Origin of the sequence: Candidatus Competibacter phosphatis (assembly GCF_012939995.1) — a bacterium.
GTDB lineage: Bacteria > Pseudomonadota > Gammaproteobacteria > Competibacterales > Competibacteraceae > Competibacter > Competibacter phosphatis.
Genome location: NZ_SPMZ01000020.1, coordinates 1 through 16,682 on the forward strand (window position 1 = coordinate 1; position 16,682 = coordinate 16,682).

Below are 16,682 nucleotides of genomic sequence, written 5' to 3' on the forward strand. Positions count from 1 at the left end.
GTACGCGCTCCCAAGTGACCGCCTCATGGGCTAACAAACGATAGGCGGCCTGGGTTTCCGCCCAGCCATTGCAGGCGACCGGAATGCTGGCATTCGGTTGCGCCCCTAACCGTTCCGCCATCCGCACCAGTCGTCGATTCAACCGGGCATCACCCAAATCCGCTCCCCCCCAGTTCCGCCGCCGCCCAACCCACCTCCACCGTCTCCATGATTCTTCACCTTGTGCCGCTTGTTCGCTCCCTCAAAATGGAGGCCGCTACCCTCGCTATCAAGATCTGTGTAATGGATAGCCTCGGCACGGGGTGAATCCGGCTTTTTCAGAGTTAGCAAGTTCTTTACCAAAAACCAAGTAAAGTTATCGGTTTTTAACCAAGAGATTGTTATTACTTGATAGTTCATTGACGATCCGTGTAAAGGTCGTCCGTCCGAACCCTTTCGGATAGTTCGGCTTTCTCAGCGGACCGGGAAATTCCCGAGCCGGGGAAAGTTCACGATGGACCGGATCGTTCGTCTTGGCCCGTCCGGAACGGACGGGGAGAGCTGTCGGGATTGAAGCGAACGCCGTGCGGTCGATCCCACCCTTCAAGTGCCGTTGACCCTGAAGGCGGCGTTCGACTTGCCGGATCGAATGATGAAAGGCTTGACGGGTTCGATCATGTGGTTGGTGGAGTGGGCGTGGTGCATTCCCGATCACACCCTGCTGCGAACTCGCTAGATATTGAGGGCCGCGTATGCCGCGCGTACGAGATCCGGGCCGCGTTTGCCGCCCAAGCCGCCCTCCATGCGGTTCATCACGTAACTGACAGTCAGGCGGCGATCTCGGTCAACCACGATGACGGAGCCCCCCCCATCCACCCCAGGTGCATACTCTCCCATTGGGTAAATAGGGGATGATCTCGTTTTTAAGGGCGTAACCGATACCAAACCGCAGCGGAACGCCGAGCACCAGATCCACACCATTGGATTGCTCCTGGAAGATCAGATCACATGTGCTCGGCGACAGCAGGTGGGAACCGTCGATCTCACCACCGCAAGCCACCACCGACAGCAGCCGAGCGAGCGAACGGGCGTTGCCGTGACCGTTGGCGGCGCCGATGTCAGCCTGCCGCCACTCGGCTGTCCACGACACCGGCGGCTCCCATGCCGGCCCGCTTAGGGTCTTGTAACTCACGCTGTCGTGATCAGTCACAAGATCGATAGGCAGGGGTCCCTGGAATGGAATGACGTTCGACACCCGGTGGAACTGAGAAGGCTCAAGACCGATATGGAAATCGGCACCCAACGGTCCTGTGATCTCGTTAGCTACGAACTCGCCCAACTTCTGGCCGGTGATACGACGGATGACCTCGCCTACAAGGTGACCGAAGCTCCGGTCATGATACCCGGATGCTGAGCCTGGCTCCCACCACGGTGCTTGGGCTGCCAGCATTGAGGTTGACTTCTCCCAGTCATAGAGGTCAGCTACCTCGACGGGTCGTTCCCATCCAGACACGCCGGATGTGTGGGACAGGAGGTGGCGCACCTCGATCGCACCCTTGCCCTTGGCCGCGAACTTCGGCCAGTAGTGCGCGACTGGCTTGAACACGTCGAGATCGCCTCGATCCACCAGTACTAGAGCAGCGAGCGAGGTGACGGTCTTCGTGCTCGACCAAACATTGGTGATGGTGTCGGATTGCCAGGGGATGGTCTTGGACTCATCGAACCAACCGGACCAGATGTCGACCACCATGTTACCGTCGAGCGTGACTGCAACCGATGCCCCTACATCGGCTCCTGAGTCGACGTTGGCACTAAGCAGATCGGCCATCGCGCCGAATTGCGGGTCATAGGCACCTTGGATCTCGGCCATCCTTCGCTCCTCTGTTCAAGTTACGGGATGGAACTGGTGGGACGCGGCGATCATTCACGGAGACCGATACACTCCGCGTCACCGTAAATAATCGGGAACATCATCTTGACCATCGCGGTCATCCCGCCCATGATCGGCGCGATCCCGATGGGTGGCACGCCACACATCGCGCACGTTGACGTACCAGACGCCATCCTGAAAATGCCCCACCTGCCCGACGTTGACCCAGCCCCAATCGTTCCCAACCTTGATCTTGTAACGTGGCCGGACCTTGATCCGGCCTCCATCGACCGCCAGGAAGGCAGCGTCTCCCGGGTCGATGGTCCAGACCCGCCAATCCGCTCCCGGCGATGCGTCCACATCGTAATCTGAACTTCGTCCCGCCAGTCGTTGGTGACCTCGATCGGGCCACGCCCGTCCTCGTCGCGATCGTCGTATCCTTGGGCTGAGGTCACCAGCGGGATCGCCCAGAGCCCGATCACCAAGAGACTGAACCATCCCGACCACTTCGCCTTCATTGCTCAACCCTCCCCCCAGTGGAATCACGCATCGGTTCACAATCGCCGATTATCTTAGGCCGGCGACGGCGCCGATTCCATCCCCTGATTCGAACCCTCAATGGGCTGGAATCGCTCTTCCCGGCTAGCGAGTCCGGGTCACTGTCTGAAAGCCGATCGCCGCTTGTACCCGACCTCACCGAGCCGCCGGCGGATCGGTCGGGTCGGATCGCGCGCGCTTCCCCCGACCGACTGACTCGACCTCGATCAACTTGCCGTCTCGAAACAGGATTTCCCCCTCGCCCTTGATGCTCGGACAACAAACCCCGTCGTCAGGCCCATATTCATCGGTTTCGCAGATCACCCTGCCCTTCTCGATCTTCCTTGGGATGTACGATTTCCCCTGGGCGGTCCCAAAACTCCCATTCGGTCTTTCAGCTCGAAAAACCAACCGCTTTCCGTCGTTGAGAAACAGCGCTTGAAACAGCAGGGAGAAGTTACCGCCTCCAATGCCTTCGACCGCATAAGCAACGAAGACATCCTCCTTCGCATCACCATTGATGTCGCCCCGGACCAAGGCGCTGATGTAAGGAGCCCCACCTTCCCGCGCCGCCCGCTTCTTCACATAGGCTTTTATTTCGGGCTCGACCTTCTTGATTCCGTCCGCCACATCGACTGCCGTCGCGAAGACCTCGGCGGGTAGCAACACCGCAAGGAAAACCGGCAGCCAAAATCTTTTCATTCTGTAGCCCTCTCCCCATACCTGTCGGCTCACTTGACACACGCGGTACCAATCGGGGTTTCGTCGTCGCACGGCACCAAGTCCTTGAGTTCGAAAATGTAGTAGAGGTCTCCATCATAATCTGGGTGATGAACCCCCTTGGGTGCGACTCATGTCCTGATTGCCACCCTTGGCTCCGGCGGCATGCGGATGCACCTTGCAGTGCCTGGCATCGATCATCAGCCATTCGTAGTCCGGTTCGTCGCTCAGAATCTCCAGCAGCTTTTCCCAAGCCCCCTTATCACGCCAGCGAATGAACCGGCGGTGGGTGTTTCTCCAACCACAGACTCCGCTCGACCCTTCGATTCAGCCATCAGGAATCGGACCATGTTGGTCCGTCCTGGTCATCATGACCTTGCATATTGGCCAATCATTCAATATTTATTATAATAATCATACTGTTATTAACTGGCATGGTGCCTGCCTGCTCATGAATAAAGCAGAGATTTTTTCTCTGCCATGATTCTTGGACAACCACCACGAGGAACCATGCCATGTCCATTCTTCCCCCGTCCCACTCGTTCGATACCGGCGCTGGTTTGCGCGGTGGCACTCAATGTCGGCTTGATCAATAAACCCGCTCATGCCGAGGACAAAGATCCGATGTTAAGCATGAACGGTCAGGAATCTCCCGAGCTGCTGGTTTATTTGGCGGAAAAGACCGATGCTGGGCAATGGGCCGCTCACTATGGTCTGAAGATCCGGCGCAAGCTGGTCGGCAAGGCCGATGCCTATGTCTTCGCCACTCCCTCGGTCGAGGACGCCCGCAAGCTGCTGTCGATCATTCGCCAGGATGGGGCCGTGATCCGCGCATTCAACAATCGCTACGTGGTGGCCCTGACCCAGGAAGCCGAACCCTGTGGCGATCCCTGGGAGGAATCGCATTGTTGGAATGAGCCGGATCTGCCGCCGATCCCACCATTCACCCCCTTTGAAAACTATTTTTATCCGCAAACGGGCGTTCACGCCGGCCAATGGCATCTGTACAACGACTTCGGTTGGATACACATCGATGCGCCCGACGCCTGGCAACAGGGAGCGGCGGGCACCGGCGTGGTCATCGGCGTGGTGGATTCCGGGGTGGAGATGAGCCATCCCGATCTCGTGGTGCGACCGACGCTCAGTTACGATTTCGTCCATGAAGATGACGATCCGTCACCGAATCTGTTTGTCAGCCCTCTTTACTATTCGCATGGTACGGCGGTCGCCGGCGTCGCGGCGGCCCGAGGCGGCAATGGTCTGGGCGTGACCGGTGTTGCGCCGTATGCCTCCATCGCCGCCTTGCGTGTCCCGCTCGCTAATACCTTTGCCCCTTCGGAGCTGGGCGATCCTTCGGAGCTGGGCGGCGTGGTCTCGACAGCCGATCGCATTTTGGATGCAATTTATTTCGGCGATCAGGCGATCCACATCAAGAATCACAGCTACGGTTCGCCTTATCCGTATGCGATACGCGATGCGCGCGTTGTTGCCCTGCAAGAGACTTCCGCCAACGGCATGATCCACGTCGTGGCGGCGGGCAACGGCCAGCGTTTCGATGATGGCGGTTTCACACGGCGTGACGCCAGCGCCCGAACCTATTCCATTCCCGAAGTCATTACCGTGGCCGCGGTCGGTCCCGAGGGCCATCATGCCGATTACAGCAACTACGGCGCGAGCATCGTCGTATCCGCACCTTCCAGAGCCTGCGCTGATTGCGACCCTGGATTGCTGACCACCGACGTTACCGGCGGCCATGGCTACAACAATCTCAGTGGCAACCTCTTCCCCGATCCCGACTACACCGACACCTTCGGGGGTACCTCCGGCGCGACGCCCGTGGTGTCCGGCGCGCTGGCCTTGGCTAAACAGCTTCGGCCCGAATTGAACAGCCGCTGGGCCAAGCACCTGCTGGCCAACAGCAGCCAAGTCGTCGATCCCGAAGATCATTCGCCGGAAAGCGATGGTGGTTGGCAAGAGAATGCCGCTGGTTGCCGTTTCAATCAGAATTACGGTTTTGGCTTGGTCAATGCCGATCGGCTGGTGGCCTTGGCGGGTTTGAAGGATCTGGAATTGACGCCCCTGCTCACCTGGGATCAAGCCTTGCGAATGAAACCGACCGCCATCCCGGACGCCGATAAAACCGGGGTTCATTTCCCCATCGACTTCGACAGCCACAAAAATCCGGCGGATGCCTTGGAAGAGGTCGGGGTCAGCCTGCGCGTCGATCACGCGCGGCGCGGCGAAGTGGAAATTTGGTTGGTTTCGCCCAGTGGCAGCAAGCGCCGCATGATGCATCGCTACGACAGTGACCACGACCCTTTCACTACTGGTATCGGCGCCGTTGACGATGACGGTCAGATCCAACCCTGGACTTTCTGGTCGCATGCGTTCTGGGGAGAAAATCCCCATGGCCAATGGACGGTGATCGTGATCGATACCGAGCGCGGAACTACCGGAACGGTCGATGCAATCCAACTTCATCTGCGCATGGGTCGCCTGAAGGCGGGGAATCTTCAGTTCGAATCCTGCGATCTCGGTCAACACCTACTGTCCTGACCTTCGTTCTTTTCTGGATCGTCGAGCACGCGCATCGCTCTCCGCACACCCAAGAGCGGATGCACCAACTCGATCCAAAAACCCTTGAGGAGTAAAGAAAATATGGCTTATCACGGCGAGATACTCGATCAATGCGGGTTAATCGAAATCGATTGTTCCCTGATCGCCGTCGTGGCCGTCAGTGGAGACGGCCCGAACGTCTGCGGACATTTACTGCTTCACACCGGTCCCAGCCGAGGAGGCTATTATTTCCACGTTGCGGAGCTGCGTGGTTATCCCCGCTATATGAGCGAATCCGGTTATCAGCGATACCTGCGGGAATCGGGTAAAACTGAATTGCGGCGTCGCTATTTATCCCTGCCCGATCCGCAAGGTGCCTTGCTGTATCTTGAGGAGTTAATGGCAAAACAGTGGACATGGCTAGTGTTGCCAAACAATTGTGTTGCTTTCGTCGAAGAAGTGATCAAGGCCGGTGGAGGAACGTGGAGTTCGTATAGCAATTGCCCGGCGGTCGCGACCCAGGACACCCTCAAACAACGCATCCAAGGTTTTCTTGGCCAGTTGGAGAATGAGATCTATCGACTGTACGGCGTTCCACGGTAAGAACGAGACAGATCAAATTGCGAGTTGGGTACTCCGTACCGACTTCGTGCTGGACGCGCTGGAGCAGATCGCCTGTACAAGGCCGAGGTGATCCATCGGCAATCCTGGAAAAGCCTGGAGGCGGGAATGGGCGATCTTGGCCCGGGTCGACTGGTTCAACCATCGCAGGTTACTGGAACCGTCTGGCCACCTGCCGCCCGCCGAGGCCGAAGCAGTTTGTTACTGTCGAGTCATCAAGCCCGCAATGGCAGTGTGACTCACACCAATAAGCCTCCGAGATTCCAGGGGCGGTTCAAAACGCGAAATCGGCGGCTTGCGGATGCTGGATGCAAACCTCCCCTATTCGATCCAAGCCGGGGGTACGCTACGCTCGCTCAATTCAGCCCAGCACCTCGGGCCAAGCGAACTCAACCAACGACGAAGTTCGCGACATCCACCCTGATGACCGGGCGCTCCAGGGACACCGCAACCGCTATCGCATAGTTCCTGGCCCACTCGCCACCTGCCTCGAAGCGCTCCTCACCACCATCCATGGCGACATTCAGAATCATGTCGAGCAATAGGATCTTACCCGTCGGGTTGGAGGGTATGCACCCCATCTCCTCGAATTCCCCGGCCAGCCAGGCGCGTGCTTGATCCCTATCCATGCCCTGTATATCGCCATCGTGCAGCATGATCTCGTATTCTCTGTCGCGGTCGAACGATACGATAACGGCGTAACTCACATTCGTCTCCTCAGCGTCGATCATGGCCTTGCGGCCTTCTCGATCATATTGGTTTTTTGAGAACAATCAGTTCGGAAAATGGTATGGAGCAGGAACTCGATCAGCGTGATTTACCGATTCGCAATTCGGAATCCATTATAGAGCGCTTACCCGCCTGCTTGCTGTCTCGCCGATACTTTCCGGGCAAAGTACCCGTCCACGACTTGAAGGCCCGATAGAAAGCGCTGGTTTCGGAAAAACCCAGTTCCAGGGCGATATCCAAAATATTGCGTTGAGAATGGCACAACTGTTCGATGGCCATGTCCCGGCGCAGGGAATCCTTGATCGCCATGAACGTCTGCCCCTCACTCTCCAGCTTACGCCGCAGCGTCGATGGCGACATATGAAATTCTCGGGCAATCGTCTCGAATTCCGGCCATTCCGGCGTAGAGATACGCTGCAAATGTTTGCGAATGCGGGCGTAAAGACTGTGGGAGTTACGGTACTTGACCAAGAAGTTAGCCGGCGCATTGCGGAGAAATTCGCGTAGAGCGGCCTCGTTGCGTCGAATCGGCAAAGCCAGATGCTCGGCTTCGAAAACCAGGGTAGTGTCAGGCACGCCGAAGCGGGTTTCGGGACCGAACAGCAACCGATATTCATCGGCGTGATCGGGGCTTGATTGCATGAAAGCGGTTCGCAAGATGGGCAGGCGCCGGTTGGCCAGCCAGCACATCAGACCGTGCAGGATCATCAACAGGGTGCCGTGCGCGAACAACCGGGGGACCGTCCTCGGGCAGATCAGGATAATGGAGCCTTCCGAACCGTCGATGCCCAACCGACCTCGGGTATCGTCCAATACCAGGGCTAGGAAATCGAGCGCGCGCCGTATCGCTTTTTCCAATGTCCCGGCTCCGAGCACCGCGAAGCACAACAACTTGAAACTGCCATGACGCATGGGATGGCTGTCGAGCCCGAACAATTCATCATTCAGAGCGCGCGCCACGACGTGCCACAAAATGCCGTAATGCGCCGCCGATACTCGGGCATCGGGCAGTTCGAGCAAATCCGGCGAGATTCCGGCGCTACGCAGCATGGCATCCACATCCAGCCCACGCTGGGAAGCGCCATAAATGGCTTCCTTCACAAAACAGATCGATACCGTATCTTTGTCCACGGCTTTTTCCGCCGTCTCATCAACGCCAGTTGCAAAAACTTTCAAACGATTTGGCGGATTTTCGCATGGAGGATCACCCAAGCGCTCTCTTAGAATGACCTCGACTCTAGCAGAATAAATGACGGCATCGCGCGGAGTATGACCATGAATATCGATGACCAGGTTTTTCTCGTGACGGGTGGCGCTTCCGGTCTCGGCGCGGCCACCGCGCGAATGCTCGTCGCCGGCGGCGGCCGAGTCGCCATTACCGATATGAATCGGGAAGCCGGTAAAGCGCTCGCCGCCGAACTCGGCCCAGCCGCCCGCTTCATTCTCACCGACGTGGCCGACGAGGCGAGCGGCCGGGCAGCGGTCGATACGACCACGAGTGCATTCGGCGCCCTGCACGGTCTCGTCAACTGCGCCGGTATCGCGCCGGCGGAAAAAAGTCCTGGGCAAAGCGGAACCGCCCGGACTGGCCACGTTCGCCAGAGTGATGCAAATCAATCTGATTGGCGCGTTCAACATGATTCGCCAAGCAGCCACCGCCATGGCACGCAACGAACCCAACGCAGCCGGCGAACGCGGCGTCATCGTCAATACCGCATCGGTGGCCGCCTTCGAGGGTCAGATCGGGCAAGCCGCCTATGCGGCGTCCAAGGGCGGCATGATCGCGATGACCCTGCCTATTGCCCGAGAACTCAGCCGTCAAGGCATCCGGGTGATGACCATTGCGCCCGGCATCATGGAAACCCCCATGCTGCTGGGCATGCCTCAAGAAGTGCGGGACTCCCTCGGCAAGATGGTACCCTTCCCCTCCCGCCTCGGTCAGCCCACCGAGTTCGCCAGCCTGGTGCGCCATATCCTTGAAAATACCTATCTCAACGGCGAGGTCATCCGCCTCGATGGCGCCATTCGCATGGGCGCGAAATAGCTTGCGCATTCCGAGCAGGACGGACCGATGATTCTCACCCCAGAACAGGAAATGATCCGCGATACCTTACGGCACTTCGCGCGGGAGCGGCTTGCGCCCAACGCCGCCGAATGGGAGCGTACCCGGACCTTCCCTCGCGAAGCCCTGGCCGAACTGGCTGAACTGGGGGTGATGGGCATGGTGGTCCCGGAACGCTGGGGCGGCGCCGGCCTGGATTATCTGTCGATGGTGCTGGCCATCGAAGAAATCGCCGCCGGCCACGGGGCCACCTCCACCATCGTCTGCGTGCAGAATTCGCTGGCCTGCGGGATTACGTTGAATTACGGCAACGACGCCCAAAAAGAACGCTATCTCACTCGGCTGGCACGCGGGGAATGGCTGGGCTGCTTCTGCCTCACCGAACCGCATACCGGCTCCGACGCCGCCGCTCTTCGCACCACGGCGCGGCGGGATGGCGATCACTGGGTACTGAATGGCACCAAGCAATTCATCACCACCGGCAAGGAAGGCCAGCTCGCCATCGTCTTTGCCGTGACCGATCCGTCCGCCGGCAAGAAAGGCATCTCCTGTTTCCTGGTCCCGACCGACACGCCGGGATACATCGTGGCCCGGCTGGAGGAAAAAATGGGGCAACACGCCTCCGACACGGCACAGATTCTGTTCGAGAACTGCCGGATACCGGTCGAAAACCTGCTTGGCCCAGCGGGGGAAGGCTACAAGATCGCCTTGTCCAATCTGGAAGCCGGCCGGATCGCCATTGGCGCCCAGTCCGTGGGCATGGCTCGCGCCGCCCTCGAAGCCGCCGTGGGCTACGCCAAGGAACGGGAAGCGTTCGGCGTGCCCATCGTCCAGCATCAGGCGGTACTGTTCCGGCTGGCCGACATGGCGACCCAAATCGAAGTGGCCCGACAGATGATCTGGCATGCCGCCAGCCTGCGGGACGCTAATCGGCCCTGCCTGAAGGAAGCTTCCATGGCCAAGCTGTTCGCCTCCGAAATGGCCGAGCGGGTCTGCTCGGACGCCATCCAAATCCACGGTGGTTACGGTTACAGTACCGACTTTCCCGTGGAACGCATCTATCGAGACGTCCGGGTAACCCAAATCTACGAAGGTGCTTCCGACATTCAGCGCTTGGTGATCGGTCGGGCCGTGCTCGGCGGCTGACCGTTTGGAGATTTTCGATGGGTCCATTACAAGGCATCAAGGTCGTCGAATTCGCCGGACTCGGTCCGGTGCCCTTTTCCGGCATGGTGCTGTCCGACCTGGGGGCGGAGGTCGTGCAGATCAACCGCGAGGCCAACGCCCCGGAAATCAATCTGTTTGCGCCGGAAAAGAACATTCCCAATCGGGGACGGCGCATCGTCCGACTCGACTTGAAAGCCTCCGCCGACATGGCGACGGCGTTACGCCTGATCGAGCGCGCCGACATGCTGATCGAGGGCTTTCGGCCCGGCGTCATGGAGCGGCTGGGCCTGGGACCGGAGCTCTGCCTGGCCCGGAACCCGCGACTGGTCTACGGTCGCATGACCGGTTGGGGTCAAACCGGGCCGCTGGCGCAAACCGCCGGTCACGACATCAATTATCTGGCCTTGTCCGGCGCGCTGCACGCCATCGGCCGCGCGGACGGCGGGCCGACGCCACCGCTGAACCTGATCGCCGACTATGGCGGCGGCGCCATGCTGCTGCTGGTCGGTCTGCTGGCCGCCCTGCTCGAAGCCGGAAAATCCGGGCAAGGGCAAGTGGTGGACGCAGCCATGAGCGACGGTTCCGCCCTGCTGATGGCCGCCATCTACAGCTTGAAAGCGATGGGATACTGGAGCGATCGGCGGGAAAGCAACTTTCTCGATGGCGGCGCCCATTTCTACGACACCTACCAGTGCGCCGACGGCAAATGGCTGGCGGTGGGTCCCATCGAGCCGCATTTTTACCGGATCTTGCTCGAAGGCTGCGGTGTTACCGATCCCGACCCCAGGCAGCAATGGCATCCGAAGTCCTGGCCGACCATGAAAGAGCGTCTGCGCGCGGCGCTGCGAACCAAGAACCGCGATGAATGGTGCGCGCTGTTCGAGGGCAGCGATGCCTGCGTCACGCCGGTGCTCGGCCTGGAGGAAGCGCCCACGCACCCGCACAACCAGGCTCGGCAGACCTTCGTCGAGCACGCCGGTCTCGTGCAACCCGCGCCCGCGCCACGCTTCAGCCGTACCCCCGCCGAGATTCGGAGCGCACCGGGGTCACCAGTCAGCTCTTCGAACGACTGGCTGACGGAATGGGGATTTTCCGACATCGAGATTGCTCAATTCGTGTCCGCCGGGACGCTCTGAAGGCAAGAGCGATTTGGATCACCGATGACGTGAGCTCCGGCGACGAATTCCTTCAGCAACGGCACGACTCTCGCGATCAGCCAATAGAGATCTTCGACCATGCATTTCACCTCAAGCAATCCTGAGTTTGCCACGGTCGTGCGTGCCAGTTTCGAGCAACAGGGACTGATGAAGACCTTGGGCGCGACGCTGGATCGTATCGAACCAGGGGTGGTCGACATCTCGATTCCCTACCGCGACGGACTTACCCAACAACATGGCTTCCTGCACGCGGCGGCCACCACCGCGATCGCCGATACCGCGAGCGGCTACGCTGCCTTATCCTTGATGCCGGCCGGCAACGAAGTCCTCACCATCGAATTCAAAGTCAACCTGCTCCGGCCAGCCGCCGGAACCCACTTTGTCGCCGAGGGCCGCGTGGTCAAACCCGGCAAGACGATCACGGTGGCACGCGCCGATGTCTTTGCCCACGCCGACGGAGCACCGGTCCTCATCGCCACCCTGCTGGCCACGATGATCGCATTGGCTGGCTGAGCCGCGTCCACGACGAACGGCATGAATTCGCCTCGATCAAGCCGGCGAGAAATAAAGACAACCACTTTCCGCTATCCGCAACCCACCCAGGAGTGATCATGATCGTCGACTACGAAGACATCCTGTACGAAGTCAAGAATGGGGTCGCCACCATCACCATCAACCGTCCTGACAAGTACAACGCCTTTCGCGGCCAAACCTGCGAGGAGATGATCCACGCCTTTCTAAAGGCCGGCTGGGATCATTCAATCGGCGTCATCGTCCTGACCGGCGCCGGCAACAGGGCATTCTGCACCGGCGGCGACCAGTCATCCCACGCCGGACACTACGACGGGCGAGGCGTGATCGGCCTGCCGCTGGAGGAATTGCAGAGCGTGATTCGCGATGTGCCCAAACCGGTAATCGCCAAGGTGCGTGGCTATGCCATCGGCGGCGGTCATGTGCTGGCGCTGCTATGCGATTTGACCCTCGCCGCCGAATCGGCCAAGTTCGGTCAAGTCGGCCCCAAGGTCGGTTCGGTAGACCCCGGCTTCGGCACCGCCTACATGGCGCGGGTCATCGGCGAAAAGCGGGCGCGGGAAGTGTGGTATCTGTGCCGCCAATACACCGCCGCCGAAGCGGTGCAAATGGGCTTGGCGAACAAGGCCGTTCCCGATGACGAACTGGACGCCGAGGTAGACCGCTGGTGCGCGGAGATTCTGGAGAAAAGCCCGACCGCGCTGGAGTTGGCCAAACGCTCCTTCAATGCCGACACCGCTCACATCGCCGGCATTTCCTCATTGGGCCTAAAAGCCGTCAGTCTGTTCTACGGCACCGAGGAATCCCAGGAAGGGGTGCGGGCGTTCCAAGAAAAGCGCAAACCAAAATTCCGCGACTGATTCGAAGTTCTTCATCGGCGATCGATTAGCAATCAGGGTGAATCCTTATGGCGCGCATTTCCCAGGCGGAATTCGAACAACTGGCCCATGAACATGTCCCCTTCGTGGGGATGCTGGGCATTCAGGTGGAAAGCCTGGAAGCCGGTAGGGCAAGTATCCGCATACCCTTTCGCGAGGATTTCATCCGACCCGGCGGTACGGTGTCGGGTCCGGTGCAGATGGCGCTGGCGGACATCGTGATGTATGCGGTGGTGCTCAGTCTGATCGGGCGGGTGGAACTCGCCGTCACGACCAATCTGACCTGCAATTTCCTGCGCCGCCCCAAGCCGGTCGATCTGATCGGCCGGGGCCAAATTCTCAAATTGGGTAAGCGCTTGGCGGTGGGCGAAGTGTTGCTGTATTCGGAAGGCGACCCAGAGCCCGTGGCGCATGTGACCTGCACCTATTCGATCCCACCAACGGCTCAGGAGCCCGTTGCCATTGCTCCCCCGCCCTCGCCCACCGAGGCGCATTGATCCGCAACGACCTCGTTTTAGCCTGCAATGCGCGATGGCGGCTTCAGGAAAGCCAGCGCTTGCGGCGACGGTAGTGCTTGATATCCTTGAAGGATTTACGCCCAGAGGAAGAAATACCCAGGTAGAACTCCTTGACATCCTCATTGCTGCGCAGATCTTCGGCACCGCCTTCCATCACCACTCGGCCGTTTTCCAGGATGTAGCCGAAATCGGCGTAGCGCAGCGCCATCATGGTGTTCTGCTCGGCTAGCAGAAAACTGACGTTTTCCTGGCTGTTCAAATCCCTCACGATCTCGAAGATTTCCTCGACGATCTGCGGCGCCAACCCCATGGACGGTTCGTCGAGCAGGATCATCTCCGGCTTGGCCATCAGCGCGCGGCCAATGACGCACATCTGCTGTTCCCCACCGGAGGTGTAGCCGGCTTGGGAACCGCGCCGGGTCTTGAGGCGCGGGAAATAGTGGTAAACCTTTTCCAGATTTTCCTTCAACGCACTCCGGGAAATCGAGCGGGTATAGGCACCGGTCAGCAAATTTTCCTCGATGGTCAGATGACCGAAGCAGTGGCGTCCCTCCATGACCTGGATGACGCCACGCTTGACCAGTTCGTTCGGGGTCAATTGGTCGACCCGGCTGCCCTTGAATTCGACCGACCCTTTGGTGACATCGCCGCGCTCGGCGTGCAACAAATTGGAAATGGCCTTCAAGGTCGTCGTTTTCCCCGCCCCGTTAGCTCCCAGCAGGGCAACGATTTTGCCCTTGGGCACGTCGAGGGACACCCCCTTCAACACCAGGATCACATGATCGTAAATGACTTCGATGTTATTGATCGTCAGATAATGCTCAGCCGCCGGGGCGGCCACGGTCTGGGTAGCCATGCGCGGTTATCCGGTTGTGGAAGGGCGCTCGCGAGCGCCCCAGGCTGGATTACATTTCTTTTGTGCAGTCACGCGGCGTGATGCCCTTTTCCTTGGCATATTGCTGGGCGGACGCCTTGAACAGTGGATGAATCAGAGTCTTGTTGCCTTCGATCCAGTCGGAAACCACAACCCACTTCTCGCCGTCCCATTGCTGGATCTTCACCTTGCCTGAACCTTCGTGGTTGTCGCAGGAGGTCTTGATTTCCGGCAGCAGGTTGGTGGCGCCGATCTCCTTCAAACGGGCATCGGTGATATCCAGGTTTTCCAAGCCCCAGCGCACTTGTTCGCCGGTCATGGCCTTGCCCTCGCCATATTTTTCCTGGGCCTTGCGCACTGCCTCGACCGACAGCACGGCGGCGGAAACACCGCGATTGTAGAGAATGGTACCGATCTTGGACTTGTCCCCCAGATTGCCCTGGCCGGCGCCATAGACCACCTTCTCGATATCGGCGATGAGCGGCACGTCCTTGCCGGCCACGTTCCAGGTCGCGGACATGTAGCCCTTGGCGGCGTCTCCGGCCGGCACGGTGTCTTCCTCGGAACCGGCCCACCAGGAACCGATCATCTTGTCCCGTGGAAAACCGACCTTCTGGGCGGCCTTGATGGCAGTCTGATTCATGACGCCCCAGCCCCAGAAAATGACGTAATCCGGTTTTTCCTGGCGGATCTTCAGCCACTGCGCGCCTTGTTCGTTGCCCGGATGCGCCACCGGAATCACCGTCAACTCGAACTTGTTCAGCTTGGCTTCTTCCTGCAGGGCGACGATGGGTTCCTTGCCATAGGCGGAATCGTGGTAGAGAAACACGATCTTCTTGCCCTCCAGGCTGCCTTTCTCCTTCTCCTTGATGAACTTGACGATGGCGGACGCCTGCATCTGGTAGGTCGTGACCAACGGGAAGGCATAGGGGAACACCGAACCGTCCACGGCGTCGGTGCGGCCATAACCCACCATGGCCATGGGGATCTGGTCGGCCGCCGTCTTGTCGATCAGGGCATAGGAAATACCGGTGGACATCGGGTGGATCGGGCCGGCGGATATCTTGGCTTTGTCTTTCAGGCGCTCGTAACACTCGATGCCCTTGGCATTGTTATATTCGGTCTCGCACTCTTCCCAAACGATCTTGACGCCGTTGATGCCATGTTCCTTGAGATTGACGTAGCTGAGGTAATCGACGAAACCGCCGAAGAACGACTGGCCATTCGCGCCGTAGGGACCAACACGGTATGACACGATGGGAAAAAAACTGCTCTTCGGCGGCGAACGCGCCTTGCGCCAGCAGGATGATGGAAACGGCGGCGGTCAGCGCGGACTTGCGATACTTGGACATGATGTTGTCTTCTCCAATGTGATTATATTTGCAAAACACCCTCTAGTGGGGGAATGGCCACAGACGCAATTTCTCCTTGGTGATTTGCCACAAGCGGGCCAGGCCATGTGGCTCGACGATCAGGAAAAACATGATCAGCGCCCCGAATACCAGCACCTGGATATGCGAGACCGTTGCGTTGGAGAAGGGCAGCCCGAGCAAGCCGGCCACCCAGGGCAGGGAGATATCGAGGAAAATCGGCAGCAACAGAATGAAGGCGGCACCAAGGAAACTACCCAGGATCGAGCCGACTCCGCCGATGATGATCATGAACAGGATGCGGAACGACATATCCAGCGAAAAGCCGTCCGGTTCCACCGAGCCCAGATAGCAGAAGGCATAGAGCGCGCCCGCCACCCCGCAGTAAAACGAACTGACGGCGAACGCCAGCAGCTTGGTCGGCATCAAGCGGATGCCGATGACCGAAGCGGCCACGTCCATATCGCGCACCGCCATCCAGGCGCGGCCAGTGGATGAACGCGCCATATTTTTTGGCCGCCAGCGCCATGACCACCACGATGGTCAGCACCAGCAGGTATTTTTCCTGGGGAGAGGTGAATTCGTGACCGAGAATAATGAGCTTTTGGGCGGAAATCACCCCCGACGAGGAGTGGTTCGAGAACCATGGAAACTTGGTCAAACACCAGACAATGAAAAATTGCGCCGCTAGCGTCGCCACCGCCAGATAGAAGCCTTTGATCCACAAACTCGGCAGTCCGAATAGAATGCCGACTCCGGCCGCCGTCAGCCCGGCGCAAATGAAGCTCACCAGAATTGGGATACCGTCGATCCGTAACTGGAAGTTGTAGGCGGCGTAGGCCCCCACCGCCATGAAAGCGGCCGAGCCCAGGGATAACTGGCCGGCATAGCCCGTCAGGATGTTCAAGCCGAGAGCGGCGAGGGAAAAAATCAGAAAGGGAATCAGAATGGCCGAGAACCAGTATTCGCTGGCGACCCCCGGAATCACCAGAAAAACCACTGCCAGCAGGATCAGGATACCTATGCGATCTTGACGAATGGGAAACAGTTGCTGGTCGGCGGCATAACTGGTTTTGAATTGGCCGGCTTCGCGGTACAGCATGGGTTTTCTCC

Annotated in this window: 15 protein-coding genes and 5 pseudogenes; 10 read left to right on the forward strand and 10 right to left on the reverse strand. The window is 59.2% G+C overall.

The window, feature by feature from the left end; all coding sequences use genetic code 11:
• Together E4P82_RS07755 and E4P82_RS07760 are read right to left on the reverse strand one after the other, a co-directional pair.
• The coding region (locus tag E4P82_RS07755; RefSeq protein WP_420887075.1) for a transposase DNA-binding-containing protein at positions 1 to 121 on the reverse strand (121 nt) is incomplete at its 3' end.
• A 17-nt stretch (positions 122 to 138) separates the two neighbouring features.
• Positions 139 to 399 carry a hypothetical protein gene (locus E4P82_RS07760; protein ID WP_169248359.1) on the reverse strand — a complete coding sequence of 87 codons (261 nt, stop codon included), beginning with the start codon at positions 397 to 399 and terminating at the stop codon, positions 139 to 141.
• Between the two features lie 187 nt (positions 400 to 586).
• Here E4P82_RS07760 and E4P82_RS07765 point away from each other — a divergent pair, with 187 nt between their 5' ends.
• Positions 587 to 715: a hypothetical protein gene (locus tag E4P82_RS07765; protein WP_169248360.1), complete on the forward strand. Its 129-nt coding sequence runs from the start codon at positions 587 to 589 to the stop codon at positions 713 to 715.
• Here E4P82_RS07765 and E4P82_RS07770 read toward each other — a convergent pair.
• The 3 genes and pseudogenes from E4P82_RS07770 to E4P82_RS07780 all read right to left on the reverse strand — a co-directional run bounded on the left by E4P82_RS07770 (position 712) and on the right by E4P82_RS07780 (position 3,160).
• Positions 712 to 1,849, reverse strand: a pseudogene (locus E4P82_RS07770) (serine hydrolase domain-containing protein). The gene E4P82_RS07765 and the pseudogene E4P82_RS07770 overlap by 4 nt on opposite strands.
• Positions 1,850 to 1,927: 78 nt before the next feature.
• Positions 1,928 to 2,374 (reverse strand): hypothetical protein, encoded by a 447-nt coding sequence (locus tag E4P82_RS07775; protein ID WP_169248361.1) that lies wholly within the window; start codon positions 2,372 to 2,374, stop codon positions 1,928 to 1,930.
• A 168-nt stretch (positions 2,375 to 2,542) separates the two neighbouring features.
• On the reverse strand, positions 2,543 to 3,160 hold the full coding sequence (locus E4P82_RS07780; RefSeq protein ID WP_211203066.1) for a hypothetical protein: 618 nt from the start codon (positions 3,158 to 3,160) through the stop codon (positions 2,543 to 2,545).
• A 456-nt stretch (positions 3,161 to 3,616) separates the two neighbouring features.
• On the opposite strand from E4P82_RS07780, the gene E4P82_RS07785 reads away from it, so the two are divergent.
• The 3 genes and pseudogenes from E4P82_RS07785 to E4P82_RS07795 all read left to right on the forward strand — a co-directional run.
• Positions 3,617 to 5,662: a S8 family serine peptidase gene (locus E4P82_RS07785; RefSeq protein ID WP_169248363.1), complete on the forward strand. Its 2,046-nt coding sequence runs from the start codon at positions 3,617 to 3,619 to the stop codon at positions 5,660 to 5,662.
• Positions 5,663 to 5,764: 102 nt separating this feature from the next.
• The gene (locus tag E4P82_RS07790; RefSeq protein ID WP_169248364.1) at positions 5,765 to 6,265 is read left to right on the forward strand and encodes a hypothetical protein; all 501 of its coding nucleotides are present in this window, start codon (positions 5,765 to 5,767) and stop codon (positions 6,263 to 6,265) included.
• Positions 6,266 to 6,337: 72 nt separating this feature from the next.
• Positions 6,338 to 6,521, forward strand: a pseudogene (locus E4P82_RS07795) (IS3 family transposase); the annotation flags it as partial.
• A gap of 151 nt (positions 6,522 to 6,672) precedes the next feature.
• On the opposite strand, the gene E4P82_RS07800 reads toward E4P82_RS07795, so the two are convergent.
• Complete coding sequence (locus tag E4P82_RS07800) at positions 6,673 to 7,014, reverse strand: hypothetical protein (protein WP_211203067.1); 342 nt, start codon at positions 7,012 to 7,014, stop codon at positions 6,673 to 6,675.
• Positions 7,015 to 7,090: 76 nt separating this feature from the next.
• A complete protein-coding gene (locus E4P82_RS07805; RefSeq protein WP_169248365.1) occupies positions 7,091 to 8,143 on the reverse strand; it encodes an AraC family transcriptional regulator in 1,053 nt (350 codons plus the stop codon).
• A gap of 144 nt (positions 8,144 to 8,287) precedes the next feature.
• Between E4P82_RS07805 and E4P82_RS07810 the strand changes: the two are divergent.
• From E4P82_RS07810 to E4P82_RS07835, 6 genes and pseudogenes are all read left to right on the forward strand, one after another.
• A pseudogene (locus tag E4P82_RS07810) lies at positions 8,288 to 9,056 on the forward strand (3-hydroxyacyl-CoA dehydrogenase).
• Between the two features lie 27 nt (positions 9,057 to 9,083).
• Positions 9,084 to 10,220, forward strand: a complete 1,137-nt coding sequence (locus E4P82_RS07815; protein WP_169248366.1) for an acyl-CoA dehydrogenase — start codon at positions 9,084 to 9,086, stop codon at positions 10,218 to 10,220.
• A gap of 17 nt (positions 10,221 to 10,237) precedes the next feature.
• Entirely contained in the window at positions 10,238 to 11,377 is a 1,140-nt protein-coding gene (locus tag E4P82_RS07820) for a CaiB/BaiF CoA transferase family protein (RefSeq protein ID WP_169248367.1), read from the forward strand.
• A 99-nt stretch (positions 11,378 to 11,476) separates the two neighbouring features.
• The gene (locus E4P82_RS07825) at positions 11,477 to 11,911 is read left to right on the forward strand and encodes a PaaI family thioesterase (RefSeq protein WP_169248368.1); all 435 of its coding nucleotides are present in this window, start codon (positions 11,477 to 11,479) and stop codon (positions 11,909 to 11,911) included.
• Positions 11,912 to 12,009: 98 nt separating this feature from the next.
• Positions 12,010 to 12,789 carry an enoyl-CoA hydratase-related protein gene (locus E4P82_RS07830; protein WP_169248369.1) on the forward strand — a complete coding sequence of 260 codons (780 nt, stop codon included), beginning with the start codon at positions 12,010 to 12,012 and terminating at the stop codon, positions 12,787 to 12,789.
• Between the two features lie 47 nt (positions 12,790 to 12,836).
• The gene (locus E4P82_RS07835) at positions 12,837 to 13,304 is read left to right on the forward strand and encodes a PaaI family thioesterase (RefSeq protein WP_169248370.1); all 468 of its coding nucleotides are present in this window, start codon (positions 12,837 to 12,839) and stop codon (positions 13,302 to 13,304) included.
• Between the two features lie 43 nt (positions 13,305 to 13,347).
• Here the strand turns inward: E4P82_RS07835 and E4P82_RS07840 are convergent, their stop codons facing one another.
• From E4P82_RS07840 to E4P82_RS07850, 3 genes and pseudogenes are all read right to left on the reverse strand, one after another.
• On the reverse strand, positions 13,348 to 14,181 hold the full coding sequence (locus E4P82_RS07840) for an ABC transporter ATP-binding protein (RefSeq protein WP_169248371.1): 834 nt from the start codon (positions 14,179 to 14,181) through the stop codon (positions 13,348 to 13,350).
• Positions 14,182 to 14,230: 49 nt separating this feature from the next.
• Positions 14,231 to 15,551, reverse strand: a pseudogene (locus E4P82_RS07845) (ABC transporter substrate-binding protein).
• A 42-nt stretch (positions 15,552 to 15,593) separates the two neighbouring features.
• A pseudogene (locus E4P82_RS07850) lies at positions 15,594 to 16,671 on the reverse strand (branched-chain amino acid ABC transporter permease).
• Positions 16,672 to 16,682 lie beyond the last annotated feature (11 nt).

Bases quoted from the DNA above. Each gene is read 5' to 3' on its own strand.
- E4P82_RS07760 (WP_169248359.1), bottom strand. From the start codon at position 399: ATGAACTATCAAGTAATAACAATCTCTTGGTTAAAAACCGATAACTTT.
- E4P82_RS07785 (WP_169248363.1), top strand. From the start codon at position 3,617: ATGCCATGTCCATTCTTCCCCCGTCCCACTCGTTCGATACCGGCGCTG.
- E4P82_RS07790 (WP_169248364.1), top strand. From the start codon at position 5,765: ATGGCTTATCACGGCGAGATACTCGATCAATGCGGGTTAATCGAAATC.
- E4P82_RS07800 (WP_211203067.1), bottom strand. From the start codon at position 7,014: ATGATCGACGCTGAGGAGACGAATGTGAGTTACGCCGTTATCGTATCG.
- E4P82_RS07815 (WP_169248366.1), top strand. From the start codon at position 9,084: ATGATTCTCACCCCAGAACAGGAAATGATCCGCGATACCTTACGGCAC.
- E4P82_RS07820 (WP_169248367.1), top strand. From the start codon at position 10,238: ATGGGTCCATTACAAGGCATCAAGGTCGTCGAATTCGCCGGACTCGGT.
- E4P82_RS07825 (WP_169248368.1), top strand. From the start codon at position 11,477: ATGCATTTCACCTCAAGCAATCCTGAGTTTGCCACGGTCGTGCGTGCC.
- E4P82_RS07830 (WP_169248369.1), top strand. From the start codon at position 12,010: ATGATCGTCGACTACGAAGACATCCTGTACGAAGTCAAGAATGGGGTC.
- E4P82_RS07835 (WP_169248370.1), top strand. From the start codon at position 12,837: ATGGCGCGCATTTCCCAGGCGGAATTCGAACAACTGGCCCATGAACAT.
- E4P82_RS07840 (WP_169248371.1), bottom strand. From the start codon at position 14,181: ATGGCTACCCAGACCGTGGCCGCCCCGGCGGCTGAGCATTATCTGACG.